The sequence below is a fragment of the Corynebacterium heidelbergense genome (genome assembly GCF_028609845.1).
Classification (GTDB): Bacteria; Actinomycetota; Actinomycetes; order Mycobacteriales; family Mycobacteriaceae; genus Corynebacterium; species Corynebacterium heidelbergense.
In genome coordinates this window covers 1,056,456-1,069,897 of sequence record NZ_CP063191.1, presented here as the reverse complement: position 1 = coordinate 1,069,897, position 13,442 = coordinate 1,056,456, and the positions used below count along the sequence as shown (strand labels likewise).

Below are 13,442 nucleotides of genomic sequence, written 5' to 3'. Positions count from 1 at the left end.
AGTCGCTGCCCCACTCGTTCTCCCTCCCTCTTTCCCCGTTTCCCCACCTCATCCTTCCTCTCCCCCCCCTCTTTCAGGAGGTACATTCCCATGAAGATCCCATCCACTTCCCCGCACGCCCGCCGCTGGCGCTCCCGCAGCGCCGTGGCCCTCACGGCCGCTGCACTTCTCAGCCTCACTGCCTGCGGCGGCGACTCCGGCAAGGGCGATGCCATCGACGCCAAGTCGGTGGCGGCCTCCGACATCAACCCCAAGTCCCGGGATGAGATCAAGGACGGGGGCGACCTGAACCTCGCCCTCGAGGAGATCGCGGAGCAGCAGAACATCTTCCACGCCGACGGCAACCTGTACACCCGGCAACTGTGGCGGATGTACAACCCCCAGATGAGCCTGTTCGAGAATGAGGACTACAAGCCGAATCCGGACTACCTCACGGACGTTAAGTCGGAGGACAAGGATGGCAAGACTGTCGTAACCTACACCATCAACGACAAAGCCCAGTACAACGACGGAACCCCGATCGATTGGCGCGCCTTCGAAAACACCTGGAAGGCCAACAACGGGTCCAACCCGGACTACAAGGTCTCCTCCACCGACGGGTACATCCTCATCGAGTCGGTGAAGCCGGGTGCCAACGACAAGCAGGCCGTGGTCACCTACAAGCAGGAATTCCCCTGGTGGAAGAGCCTGTTCGACACCCTCGTGCCGCCGCAGGTCAAGGATGCCGAGACCTTCAACAACGCCTACCTCAAGCAGGTGCACCCAGGGTGGGGCGCGGGCCCCTTCAAGGTGGAGAACGTGGACTTCAATGGCGGCCGGGCCACTTTTGTGCGCAACGAGAAGTGGTGGGGAGACCAAGCCAAGCTGGACAAGGTGACCTACCGCCAGCTAGAGGATCAAGCCAGCATGAACGCCTTCCAGGCCGGCGAGATTGACGCGGTCGGCGTGGCCACGAAGGACCGCCTGGCAACCGCCCGGGGCATGGGCGAGGATAAGGCGGACATCCGCACGGCCCTGCGCCCCTCCAACTTCCTCATCACGCTCAACGCCAAGTCCCCCCTGCTCAAGGATCCCGCTGTCCGGGAGGGCATCATGCAGGGGATCGACCGCTCGCAACTTGCCAAGATCCGCTTCAACGGGCTGGATTACTCGGAGAAACTGCCCGGGTCCTTCCTGCTGCTCCAAAACCAGAAGGGCTACGAGGACAACTTCGGGGCCGTCATGTCCTACGACCAGGGCAAGGCGAAAGAGACCCTGGATAAGGCAGGCTGGAAGCCGGGCCCGGACGGCATCCGGGAGAAGGACGGCCAAAAGCTAGCCCCCCGCTACGTGCTACAGGGCGACGATCCCCAGCTCAAGGCAGAAGCCTCCGCCACACAGAAGATGATGCGGGATATCGGGGTGGACATGCAGATCGACCAGCGGCCCACCAGCGACTTCTCCAAGATCACGAAGCAGCGGGATTTCGACATCTTCCCCATGGGCTTCAATCTGGGCGATCCCTTCGGCGTCGCCTACTTTGCCCAGCTCTACGGCACAAATGGCGGGCTGAACCTCTCCGGTACGGACACGGCGGAGATGGACCGCAAGGCCGCGGAGATCAGCAAGATCGGCAACCCGGAAGAGCAGATCAAGAAGGCCAACGAAGCCGAGCGCGAAGCGCTGCGCGCCTACGGGCTCATGCCCACCTTCAACGGCCCCACCATCATGGCCACGAAGCCCGCTCTAGCTAACTCCGGGGCGGCCGGCTTCACCGTCGTTCCGATCGAGGACATCGGTTGGCAGAAGTAGCGACTGGCTGACCCTTACGTCGCCCTGGGGGAAGGGTCCTAGGCGACCGTCAGCGGTCGCCCTCTCCGGGGGCATAGCAAAAACCCGCTGTCAGAGTCCTGACAGCGGGTTTCAGATGACTACGCGGATGGCTTACTCGCCAGCCGCTGCGGCAGCGTCGCCACCAGCGGAGGAGCCATCGATGGCGGAGGAGCCGAGCTCCACGGTGTTGCCCACGGTGCCGAGGATGGCCTTGGCCAGCGCACCCCAGTCGCCCTCAATTGCAGACTTCACGATGTCCACGATGGATCCACCCAGGTTCACAAGAGCGTCGATCATTGTTGGAATTTCCTCTCAACAGGCGCCTTTTAGACGCAGGATATGTGCAGTCAGGCAATCACGTGTTCTAGCGCTGCCGTCCGAAGGGAAAGCTTATGGAGGCCCATGTGGGCCGGCAACAGGTAGAGGCGGTCAGTTTCTGCCCAGACCCGACCCATGCCCCCTGAAAATGCCTACTGAACTGCGAATTCATCGGTGTTACAGGTTCAGCAAACTTTTTCTTGAACCACCCCTTTCCGGGGGTATTTCCCCTGAAGCAGAGAAAGCAACCGGACCCTACTTTGTTTTCCAATACTTTCCACCTGGCAAATATTGGGCTTTTCAAGCGGGCACCATCTCCTATGACCTGAACCACACTGCATCCCCTATGTGTGGGGGGCCTATAGAACGCCACCCTGTAGGCAAAATTCACCGCAGATACCCACCACCTATCGGATCGAGACTCTCCCCCATGTTCACACCCCCACCCACCCCACACCGCGCCTTTCCCTCGAGCGCGCGGCGAACCTCCTTAAGGATGGGTACCTCTTCGCCTCCCGCACCCGCAAGGCCCAGATGGCGGACATGGCCTACGAGGACTCCCACGTCGCCGCGTTCAAGGGCATCGTCGCCGAGGAGGTGCTCACGATGGTCCGCGCCTGGTCCGTTGCCAATCCCGCCATGCCCACCAATGTGTACGACACCACCTCCCTAGCGTTCGGTCGAGCGGCCTTTTGATGGGCAGGTCTCCCCATCAGCGCTGCGGATATGGACCGCCGTGCCCGCCAGATGAGCCACCTGCTGGACGCCTTCGGGCAGCCCTCCACCAACCCCTCCGCATGGTGGGACCGGTTCAGCCTGGACCGCTGGGCAACCGCGCTCATCGAAGGGGTGCGCACTGGCTCGTTCAACGTGGACCAGGACTCCGTGGTCCAGAACATGGCGGATCTTCGCGACGAGCACGAGCACGTCGTCGATGCCAAGACCGCGGGTATCGAACTGCAGAACCTGACCCGCCCCACCGTGGCCGTGGCTCGCTTCGCGGCATTCGCTGCCGCGGCCCTCGTGGAGCACCCGCAGTGGGCCCAGCACATCCACGCCGCAGTGGACAACGCCGGTGGCCAGCTCCACGACATTCCGGAGGCCTTACTTTCTGACCCGCGCATCCGGATTTCGCCTGACGCAGAGGACACGACCTTCACGTGGACGACCATGCTCACCCGCCCCAGCACGGGAGTACGCGTGGAGTACGTAGCCGACTAGGCCTTCGGGTCCACCTCGGAGCTGACCGCATCGGTGAGCTCTTCGTTGTCCACGTTGGACTCCTCGGCGATCTTGTCCACCTCGCGCTTCTCCTCAGCGCCAAACTCCTCCTGGGGGTTCTGGCGCTTGTACTCCAGATGGAACAGGCGTTGGCGCCGCGAGGTCTCCTCCTTGATCTCGCCGCGGGAGCGCACCCACCAGATGACCAGCACGGCGACGAGGAACAGGCCGAGGTAACCGAGGATCGGGTAGACAACCTCCATGAGCTTCTCGAAGCCCAGGAAGCTCACCGCGTACCCCAGGAGGCACGTGATGAGGAAGATGGGCACGTAGCGATTGCGCTTGTTCACCGCGAGCCGCTGGCCCAGGGCGTAGAACATGCCAATGGCGGTGTTGTAGATCATGAGGAAGATGATCCACACCATGACGTGGCCCAGGATTGGGTGGATGCTGGCGAACAGTTGCAGCATCGGCACCTTGGAATCCTGCACCGTATCGAAATTCAACAGCAAAGTCACGGCCGCCATGATGAGCATGACGGTGTAAAGGATCCCGCCGCTGAGGCCCCCGAGGAGGGCCTCCTTGGGGTTGGCGTGGTTTCCCCCGATGACAAGGCACATGGAGACACCGAGCATGAGAGCCAGCCCGTTGTAGTTGAAGGCAGACAGCAGCCAGGGGCTTACCGGGGATTGCTGGCCAGCGGCGAGGTCGGAGAGCTGCGAGAAATTCTCCGGCAGGTGGAACATGGTGTACGCAAAAGCGAAGATCACGGCAAGGATGATCAGCGGCGTTACCGAGCTGATGACCCGGGAAACCTTGTCCACGTTCATAAGCCCCGTGACCATGACGAGCCCCAGCATGATGCCCGCCCCGATCCACGTGGGGAGCCCGTACTGCTGGTGCAAGTTAGCCCCGGCGCCGGCGAACATGACAAACCCGATAGCGAACAGGGTGATGCTCACGGAGATATCGAGAATGCGCGAGACGACGGGGTGGGAGACATTGCGGAACACCATGTTGTGTTCATCCGCCAGAAAGTAGCTACCTAGCTGCAAAATCACTGCGCCGGTGAGCGTCATCACCACACCGGCCACGACCGCGCCGACTATGCCCCACATGCCAAAGGAGATGAAGTATTGCACCACCTCCTGGCCAGTGGCGAAACCCGCTCCCACGAGCAAGCCCACGAAGGACAGGGATATCTTAAGCGTTCTGCTAAAGGACATGATGGCTAAAAGCCGTCTCTTTCCAGGGGTCGGCAGCGGTCAGGGGGAATCAAGCGCCGCCGGACGAAATGCTCCACCGGGCGAAACGATTCTCTACAGCGTCCGGAAGCTCTGGCTAACGGCGGCTCGCTGTTTATAGGTTACGGAAGCAGTGCAGAATCACAACACGGAACCCTTGCCCACATGCAACCCGAGGACCTCCCCGACCCGCTTGCCGGAATGAATGCGCCCCCCAAGGAAGGTACCTTCTAGGGCGTTGTGTCCGTGCATACCGCCACCGCCGAAACCGCTAACCTCCCCGGCGGCGTACAACCCGGGGAGCACTCGACCCTCTGCCGTGAGGCACCGGCCGGCAAGATCCGTCTGCAAGCCCCCCAACGTTTTGCGGGTGAGGATGCGGATACGCACCGCTATGGGAGGCCCGTGTATGAGAGGCCCGTGGGCCGGGTCCAGCAATTTGTGGGGCGGGGCGCAGCGCACGATCCTATCCCCCAGAAATCCGCGCGCCATGCGGATGTAGTTGACCTGGTAATCCTTGGCGAACCGATTGTCTATTTGGCTATCTCGGTCCTCCATCTGGCGTCGGAGGTTAGCGGCGTCGATAAGCACCCCTGAGCCCCCCCGGGATCATCGGCCGAATGGCTCGCCCCATCCCGCCGGACGAGGTCATTCATCCCCTCCACCGAAGCGCCTAAATCGTGGGCGATCACCCAGTCGGCGCCGTGATCCATGAAATTGCGCACGGAAACGTGGGTTTGCTTGCCGAGTTTTCCGGCCAGTTCGCGCAAACTCTTGTCAGTGAGGTCCGGATTTTGCTCCGAACCGGAGAACATGAACTCCTGATCCGCGATGGTTTGGTTCGAAATGAACCAACTGTAGCCATGGCCGCTGCGTCCCACATGGGCCAAACCCGCCACAGGTTGTCTCCCCCGGGAATGATGTGGCTCGGCAGGCGCTGGCCGGTGGCGTCCACCCAAAAAGACGAGGGACCGGGAAGAATCCGAATCCCATGCATGGGCCAGATGGAATCTCAATTGAGCATGCCCTCCGGGTAGTGCCACATCCGATCGGTGTTGAGGAGGCTCGCCCCCGAACACTCCGCGATCTCCAACATCCGCCCATCCACGTGGGCCGGCACCCCGCACACCATGTCTTGCGGGGGCTGGCCCCATCGCTGCGTAGGCCAAAACCGGCGAACCAGGTCCAGATTCCCACCCACGCCCCCGCTGTCCACCACTGTCGCCGCGGCGCGGTACTCGAACTGCCCCACTTGACGGCGGGAGCTGCGCTGGCCCCGGGCGCTGCCGCACTCCTCCAGACGCGCTCCGCACACGCCCACCACCCTCGCCTGACCGTCGTGTACCTCCGTGATCACCTCGTCCACCCGGTGGCGGAAGGCGTAACGGACCGTACCCGCCTGTTCAGCGGTGGCCAGGGGTTCGGCGAAGACGCGGACCACCTCCGGGCCCGTCCCCCAGGTCAGGTGGAACCTTGACACGGAATTACCGTGGCCGGAGGCCTGCCCACTGCCGCGCTCTGCCCACCCGACAGTGGGCAAAACCCGCAGCCCGAGGTTGCGCAGGTACCGGCGCTTATCGTGGGCGGCGAAGCGAACGTACTCCCGGGGCCGGTGTCGAAGTTGGCGCTATTGCATCAGTCCCGCCAGGCCCGCCCGATCACAATGACGTCCGGGTGGAAACCGCCCGGACCTGTCGTGCCCGCGGAGCTGTGTGGGCTGGTGGGGTTAACGCGGCTGGCTGGATTACCGAGGCTGGCTGGGGAGTGCGGGCTCATGAGCTGGGGTGCCCTCCTTTGGCAGTGGTCGGCGGCGTCGCGCTGTCGTCGGCGGCTGTGGCACCCACCCAAGCCCACCTGAGTGGCACGTGGGTACCGTTTCCGAAAATTCCCCCGTCTGCCCCGCGCAATCGCTGCGGGACTCCTCAACACCCCCACCCCTCGTCGATGGGCGGACACTGATTGTCATCAGAGCGGGCACTCGCCTATGGTTGACGCGATTGTGCTAACTGTTGGGACGCTCATTTCACATTGTGAGACAATCCCGGCTGGATTGACTGCCCGAGAGGACGTTGTTTCTACGGCTATGACCCTTGACCTCCCCGCTAATGCCCCCGCGGCCGTGCCCCTCGATGACAAGCAAACCCGACGCCGCGTCATCTGGGCATCCACCGTCGGAACGACCATCGAATTCTTCGATTTCTACGCCTACGCCGCCGCTGCGGTGACTGTGTTCCCGTTCCTGTTCTTCCCGAAGAACGAGGACCCCACCGTTAACCTCCTGGCCTCCTTCGCCACCTTCGGGCTGGCCTTCATCGCCCGCCCCTTGGGTTCCATTCTCTTCGGCCACTACGGGGACCGGTTGGGCCGCAAGGTGACCCTCGTCGCCTCCCTTCTGACCATGGGTATCGCGACCTTCCTCATCGGCCTGCTACCCACCTACGGGGCCGTGGGCATTATCGCCCCCGCTCTGCTGGCACTCATGCGCTTCGCGCAGGGGCTCGGCCTCGGCGGGGAGTGGTCCGGGGCCGCGCTGCTTGCGACCGAGAACGCCGCGCCGGGCAAGCGCGCCCGGGCCGCCATGTGGCCCCAGTTGGGCGCCCCCTTCGGGTTCATCCTCGCCAACGGGCTCTTCCTTATCCTCGTGCTGGCCCTGGGGCACAAGAACGGTCAGACCACCGGTTCTTTCATGGAATGGGGCTGGCGGATTCCCTTCTTGCTCTCCGCCATCATGGTGGCGGTCGGCTTGTATGCGCGCTTCAAATTGGAGGAGACGCCCGTCTTCCAGCGCGCCGTAGACCAAGGCAAAAAGGTAGAAGTACCGCTGTTCAAGGTGGTTGCGAACGCCTGGCGCCCGCTAGTGCTGGGCACCTTCGTGATGATCTCCTGCTACACGCTGTTCTACCTAGTCACCACGTGGATCCTGTCCTATGCACTGGCCAATCCCGGAAAAACGCGCGGGCTGGGCATCCCCTATGTGGACTTCCTGCAGATCCAGTTGATCACGGTCGTATTCTTCGCTATTGGTGTGCCCATCTCCGGTCGCCTCGCCGACCGCATCGGGCGCAAGCGCTACCTCATCATCATCTCCGCGTTGATGCTGCTGTACTCCCTGTCCTTCGGTTTCGCACTGAACCAGGACGTGGCCACCCAGCTGGGAGTGGGCATCTGGCTGGCGATCGGGATGTTCATCATGGGGCTCATGTTCGGCCCCATGTCCGCAGTCCTTCCGGAGATGTTCCCCACCAACGTGCGCTACACCGGCTCGGGCATCTCCTACAACCTCGCCTCCATCCTCGGCGCGGCGGTGGCCCCCTTCATCGCCACCGCCCTTGTGTCCACGGTGGGCGTGGGCAGCGTGGGCGCCTACCTCGCCGTTGTCACGCTCATCAGCCTCGTGGCCATCGTCTGCATGCCGGAAACGCGACACGTCGACATGCACGAGGTCTAGTCCCGGGGTCTACTCCCGCGGCAGAAACGTAAACTCCACGCAATCCACAAAGCCCCGCTGGACCAAGGCCTCGTGGAAGGCCAACTGATAGTCCCACAGCCGCCGGAATACTGCGTCGAACCCGGCGGCTGCGGCTTGCCTGCCGGCTGCCGCGAAGTTGGCGCGCCACAACGGGACAGTGGCCCGGTAGTGGGCCCCGAGGTGGCGCTGCGCCCCCACCCTCAACCCGGTGTACTTCACAGCCGTCTCCCGCACCTCCGCCACAGTGGGATAGTGCAGTCCCGGCCACACGTAGGCCCGCATCACGTCGAGGGTTTCGCTAACGTACTCAGGCGCATCCTCAGTGAGCACCAGCATCTGCACTACCGCCCGCCCCTGGCCCGTGAGCATTCTGTCCACGGCCCGCAGGTAGCGCCGCACCCCCTGGTCTCCCATGGTCTCAACCCGCTCCACCGCGAAAATGGCCTCGTAGCGCCCAGACCACTGACGCGGCGAAGGCACCACTGCGTCGATCACTTCCACCCGCACACCCCCGGCGACTCCGGCGGCGTTTATCCGGGAAACAACAGCTTGCGCATGCTCCTCGTCGCCCGTGATGACGTCCACGGAAGCACCCCGCCGGGCCGCCTGAATGGCCAGCATGCCCCCACTGCTGGGCAACTCAAGAACCCGATCGCCCGGGCGGACCCCGGCATCGTCGAGCATCAGCTCAATCCGCCGCCGCTGCGCGTCATCGAGGTCCCGCCGCTCCACCGGATCCGGGGTGCCGTGCCAGGTCACGTCCACTGGATAGGAGTCCTCCCCCACGCGGACCACTTGCGTCTCTGTGGTGTGAGCACCGGAGGCGAAAACCGCTCCCCCCGTTGCGCGGGTATCCCCGGCATAGAGCTCCACTAATCCTTCGGGCAGTTCTCCGGGCGTGGGCGTCCCAAATTCCTGGCGCTTCCGCCGAGAGGCCACCCCCCCAAGGACCTCGGACCTCCGGGTCTGCAGAGGTTGGTCCACAATGGCCGCCAGAACATCCGGCAGCGGCTCGGCAGCCCACTCCCCCGCCATATACCCCTCCGCCAGGCCCAACCAACCCGCCGCAGTGACCCGATCTAACGCCTGGCCATCGCGCACATCAAAGAAGGGCACCTGGCCGGGGTCCACGCCGATGCCGTGGGAACCCAGCAAATCCTCCAAGCGCTGGGTGACCTCGCGCGCCCGCCGGGTCTGAAACCGCGAACGCACGGGGGCGCACAACCCTGGCCACCGATCAGCGTCAATGTAACGATCAGCCATCGCGGCTCCTGCCAACTACTCGTTGCGTGGACATAACTGCCGCCCGCCGCCCCCTCCCAGCCAGGCGGGCTTGCATTCAGCGCCCCCAACCTACCCGCCGCCGCCCCGAAGACTCGGCAGGCAGCGCCGAAAAGGCTGCAAGACCACGGCAATTCGCGCTTACATAGGGCGCCTAACCCCCCTGCAAGATGTGGAGCCGCCCACCGGGAACTAACATGGGACAGCATTGCGCCAGCTGCCCACCGACGCGCAGTACCGACGAACGACTTTCAAGGAGCACCCCCGCATGACCACCCCATACCGTCCTGCAAACGGTCGCCACCACGTAGTTATCATCGGCGCCGGCTTCGGCGGCCTGTTTGCGGCCAAGAAGTTCAAGGGCTCCGACGTTGCGGTCACTATCGTGGATCGCACCAACCACCATCTCTTCCAGCCCCTGCTGTACCAGGTAGCCACCGGCATCCTCTCCGAGGGCGAAATCGCCCCCGCCATCCGCCAGATCGTCGCGGACCAGGAGAACATCCGCGTTGTCAAGGGCGAAGTACGCAACATCGACGTCGCCCAGCAGACCGTCACCGCAGACCTCGGCGGCAAGGATGAGGTGCTGGTCTACGACTCTCTGATCGTCGCAGCCGGGGCGGGTCAGTCCTACTTCGGCAATGAGCACTTTGCGGAGTTCGCCCCCGGTATGAAGACCGTGGACGATGCGTTGGAGATCCGAGCCCGCGTCACCGGCGCCTTTGAACGCGCTGAGATCACCGACGATCCGGAAGAACGCCGCCGTCTACTCAACCTCGTTGTCGTGGGCGCCGGCCCCACCGGCGTGGAGCTCGCCGGCCAGCTTGCCGAAATGGCCCACCGCACGCTGAAGGAAGAATTCCGCGAGATCAGCACCAACGACGCGCGCATCATCCTCATCGACGGCGGACCCCAGGTGCTCATGCCCTTCGGCAAGCGCCTCGGTCGCCGCGCCGCTCAGCGGCTCGAGGAGCTGGGCGTGGAGGTTGTGCTCAACTCCATGGTCACCAACGTGGATAAGAACGGCGTGACCTACAAGGACATGAAGACCGAGGAGGAGACCTTCATCCCCTCCTACGCCAAGATCTGGTCTGCCGGCGTTGCCGCGTCCCCGCTGGGCAAGCACATCGCGGAACAGGCTGGTGCGGAAGTGGACCGCGCGGGCCGGGTGAAGGTGAACAAGGACCTTACGGTCGGCGAGCACCGCAACGTCTTCGTGGTCGGGGACATGATCAACCTGGACGGGTTGCCGGGCGTGGCCCAGGTGGCCATACAGGGCGGCCAGTACGCCGCCAAGGTCATCCGGGACGAGGTGGAAAACGGTGCCAGCCCGGAGGCACGCGCCCCCTTTGACTACTTCGACAAGGGTTCGATGGCCATCGTTTCCCGCTTCTCCGGAGTGGTCAAGCTCAACAGGGCCGAAGTCTCCGGGTTCATGGGCTGGCTCATGTGGCTCGTGCTGCATCTGCTGTACCTTGTTGGGTTCCGCAACCGGCTCGTCGCGGCGTTCAGCTGGGGGCTGAACGTGCTCTCGCGGCGCCGGTGGCAGCTCGTGGCCACCCGCCAGCAGTTGCACGCGCGCAACGCCCTGAAGAAGCTGCAGGCGATGGAGGATTCGGAAGGCGTACGCTCCATCGAGGTGCGCGACAACCTCCGCTTCGGCGAGGGCCGAGATACCCGGGCGATCGCTGACTAGGCCCCCCAGCCGCGACCTGAAGAGCACCACCGCGCCCGGGGGCTCGCCGCGACTGTACGGGTGGGAGCTACCCCTGGACCGTGGTTTTGAGGTAGGTCAAGGCACACAACTTGCCAGTGGCCTCCGCGCGGTGCTCCACGCGCCACAGATGGCTGGTGCGCCCCACGTGCTCCGGCGTGGCCGTGGAGACGATGACGTCCCCTGGGCGGGTCGGGCGCAGGAAATCCGTCTTATTGCTCGTCCCCATCACCGGGGTCTGCGCACCGGCGGCCACGAAACTCGCCATTGATGCGGCGGTTTCCCCCAGGCAGGCATAAACGCCGCCATTCGTCACCCCCCATGGTTGCTGGTGGGCCTCTGTCACCTCCAGGCGGATGACCATCCGCTGCGGCTCCACCGCCAGGTATGTCACGCCCAGGCTGCGGTCCAGGGACGGGTGCAACCGGAGGAATTCATTGACGGTGCCCAATTCTTCCTCGGATAGCGGCCGCTCGGTGGCGGTCCGGCCCAGCTCGAGGAACTGCAGCACGATCTCTGCGCCCCGCTCGGAATCGTCAGCGGTGGCGTTGTCTGATGTTGTCGACATGAAGGTGCCCACCGATCCCTTTCTTCTGCTCGTCTCCTTAAGCTCGCGCGATTGGCAGCTCTCTGGCCCATCCCGCGGGTCTTCTGAGACCTCAGCCTAGCCAAACCCCCCTTTTGTAGAATGGAAAACCATGACTAAGACCCCCGCAGCCTCTGCTGCCGATCCCAGCCCTTCCGCCACCACCAATGAAGCCACGGCGCAGATCGGGGTTGTGGGACTCGCCGTCATGGGCTCCAACATCGCCCGCAACTTTGCTAACCACGGCCACACCGTCGCCGTATACAACCGCACCGCCGCGAAGACCGAGAAGTTCATGGCGGACTTCGGCCAGACCGGCTCCTTCGTCCCCGCCGAGACCATCCAGGACTTTGTCGCCTCCCTGGAACGCCCGCGCCGCGCTCTCATCATGGTTCAGGCCGGTGCCGGGACAGATGCGGTGATCAACCAGCTTGCGGATGCCATGGAGCCGGGGGACATCATTATCGATGGCGGCAACGCTCTTTACACCGATACGATCCGCCGCGAAACGGACATCCGCGCACGCGGGCTCCACTTCGTGGGCGCGGGTATCTCCGGCGGCGAGGAGGGTGCCCTCAACGGGCCCGCGATCATGCCCGGCGGCCCCGCCGAATCCTATGAATCCCTGGGCCCCCTGCTGGAATCCATCTCCGCCAAGGTGGACGGCACCCCCTGCTGCACCCACATCGGCCCCGACGGGGCGGGACACTTCGTCAAGATGGTGCACAACGGCATCGAATACGCCGACATGCAGGTCATCGGCGAGGCCTACCAACTGCTGCGCTACGGCGCAGGGATGAGCCCGGCGGATATCGCAGCGGTATTCCGGGAATGGAACAAGGGCGACCTGGAAAGCTACCTCGTGGAAATCACCGCCGAGGTCCTCGCCCAGGTGGATGCGGATACCAATGCTCCCCTTGTGGACCTCATCGTTGACGCTGCGGGGCAGAAAGGCACCGGCCGGTGGACTGTGAAGGCCGCCCTGGATCTGGGAGTCCCCGTCACCGGCATTGGCGAGGCCGTGTTCGCCCGAGCCCTGTCGAGTGCCACCTCCCAGCGCCAAGCGGCACAGGGCCAGCTTCCCTCCGGCCAACTGTCCCCCGCAGTGGCCCGAGAGGATCGCGAGGCCTTCGTCGAAGATGTCCGGCGCGCCCTCTACGCCTCCAAGCTGGTGGCCTATGCCCAGGGCTTCGACGAGATTCTGGCTGGTAGTGCCGAATACGGGTGGGACCTCGACCCGAAGGACATGGCCACCATCTGGCGCGGCGGCTGCATCATCCGCGCCAAGTTCCTTAACCGCATCGCAGAGGCCTACCACGCCAACCCGAAGCTCGAATCTCTGCTGCTAGATCCTTACTTCAACTCCGAGCTGGAGGGCCTCATGGACTCCTGGCGCCGCATCGTCGTCGCCGCAACCCAGCAGGGCCACCCCGTCCCGGTGTTCTCCTCCAGCTTGTCCTACTACGACTCCCTGCGGGCCCAGCGGTTGCCCGCTGCACTTATCCAGGGCCAGCGGGATTACTTCGGCGCCCACACCTATGGCCGCGTAGACCGGCCCGGGGCCTTCCACACGCTGTGGTCTGGCGATCGCACCGAGGTTGAGGCTTAAGTGGCACGGGCACCCCAAGGCCGGGGCAAGGGCACCCCTGGCAGCGGCGGACCTTCCCAGCGCGGGGGTTCCTCCCGTCGGCGCAACTCCCCCCGCCGCGGCGGGACGAACCGGGGGCAGCAGCAGCGCTCGGGGGGTTCCGCCCCCTCCGCGCGTCGGCAGGCCCCGTCCCCTCGGCGCGACAATTC

General features: G+C 64.2%; 11 protein-coding genes and 1 pseudogene. 6 read left to right on the top strand and 6 right to left on the bottom strand.

Annotated elements, in window-relative coordinates:
* The first annotated feature begins 90 nt into the window (after positions 1–90).
* Positions 91–1,791 (top strand): ABC transporter family substrate-binding protein, encoded by a 1,701-nt coding sequence (locus CHEID_RS04705; protein WP_112770357.1) that lies wholly within the window; start codon positions 91–93, stop codon positions 1,789–1,791.
* 132 nt (positions 1,792–1,923) lie between these two features.
* Here the strand turns inward: CHEID_RS04705 and CHEID_RS04700 are convergent, their stop codons facing one another.
* Positions 1,924–2,109: a beta-class phenol-soluble modulin gene (locus CHEID_RS04700; RefSeq protein ID WP_112770358.1), complete on the bottom strand. Its 186-nt coding sequence runs from the start codon at positions 2,107–2,109 to the stop codon at positions 1,924–1,926.
* A gap of 555 nt (positions 2,110–2,664) precedes the next feature.
* Between CHEID_RS04700 and CHEID_RS04695 the strand changes: the two genes are divergently transcribed.
* Together CHEID_RS04695 and CHEID_RS04690 are read left to right on the top strand one after the other, a co-directional pair.
* On the top strand, positions 2,665–2,826 hold the full coding sequence (locus CHEID_RS04695) for a hypothetical protein (RefSeq protein WP_273661385.1): 162 nt from the start codon (positions 2,665–2,667) through the stop codon (positions 2,824–2,826).
* 30 nt (positions 2,827–2,856) lie between these two features.
* A complete protein-coding gene (locus CHEID_RS04690; protein ID WP_112769897.1) occupies positions 2,857–3,351 on the top strand; it encodes a cytochrome P450 family protein in 495 nt (164 codons plus the stop codon).
* Here CHEID_RS04690 and CHEID_RS04685 read toward each other — a convergent pair.
* The 3 genes and pseudogenes from CHEID_RS04685 to CHEID_RS04675 form a co-directional block, all read right to left on the bottom strand.
* Positions 3,348–4,577 (bottom strand): YkvI family membrane protein, encoded by a 1,230-nt coding sequence (locus tag CHEID_RS04685; RefSeq protein ID WP_112769896.1) that lies wholly within the window; start codon positions 4,575–4,577, stop codon positions 3,348–3,350. The genes CHEID_RS04690 and CHEID_RS04685 overlap by 4 nt on opposite strands.
* A 159-nt stretch (positions 4,578–4,736) precedes the next feature.
* A pseudogene (locus CHEID_RS10550) lies at positions 4,737–6,201 on the bottom strand (FAD-binding dehydrogenase); the annotation flags it as partial.
* Positions 6,202–6,230: 29 nt separating this feature from the next.
* Positions 6,231–6,371, bottom strand: a complete 141-nt coding sequence (locus tag CHEID_RS04675) for a hypothetical protein (RefSeq protein ID WP_181645934.1) — start codon at positions 6,369–6,371, stop codon at positions 6,231–6,233.
* 307 nt (positions 6,372–6,678) lie between these two features.
* Between CHEID_RS04675 and CHEID_RS04670 the strand changes: the two genes are divergently transcribed.
* A complete protein-coding gene (locus CHEID_RS04670) occupies positions 6,679–8,043 on the top strand; it encodes an MFS transporter (RefSeq protein WP_112769895.1) in 1,365 nt (454 codons plus the stop codon).
* A 9-nt stretch (positions 8,044–8,052) separates the two neighbouring features.
* Here CHEID_RS04670 and CHEID_RS04665 read toward each other — a convergent pair whose 3' ends face one another.
* Complete coding sequence (locus tag CHEID_RS04665) at positions 8,053–9,327, bottom strand: cyclopropane-fatty-acyl-phospholipid synthase family protein (protein ID WP_112769894.1); 1,275 nt, start codon at positions 9,325–9,327, stop codon at positions 8,053–8,055.
* Positions 9,328–9,613: 286 nt separating this feature from the next.
* Here CHEID_RS04665 and CHEID_RS04660 point away from each other — a divergent pair, with 286 nt between their 5' ends.
* Positions 9,614–11,041 (top strand): NAD(P)/FAD-dependent oxidoreductase, encoded by a 1,428-nt coding sequence (locus CHEID_RS04660; protein ID WP_112769893.1) that lies wholly within the window; start codon positions 9,614–9,616, stop codon positions 11,039–11,041.
* Between the two features lie 67 nt (positions 11,042–11,108).
* Here the strand turns inward: CHEID_RS04660 and CHEID_RS04655 are convergent, their stop codons facing one another.
* The gene (locus tag CHEID_RS04655; RefSeq protein ID WP_112769899.1) at positions 11,109–11,627 is read right to left on the bottom strand and encodes a PaaI family thioesterase; all 519 of its coding nucleotides are present in this window, start codon (positions 11,625–11,627) and stop codon (positions 11,109–11,111) included.
* A gap of 130 nt (positions 11,628–11,757) precedes the next feature.
* Between CHEID_RS04655 and gndA the strand changes: the two genes are divergently transcribed.
* On the top strand, positions 11,758–13,254 hold the full coding sequence (gndA, locus tag CHEID_RS04650) for an NADP-dependent phosphogluconate dehydrogenase (RefSeq protein ID WP_112769892.1): 1,497 nt from the start codon (positions 11,758–11,760) through the stop codon (positions 13,252–13,254).
* Positions 13,255–13,442 lie beyond the last annotated feature (188 nt).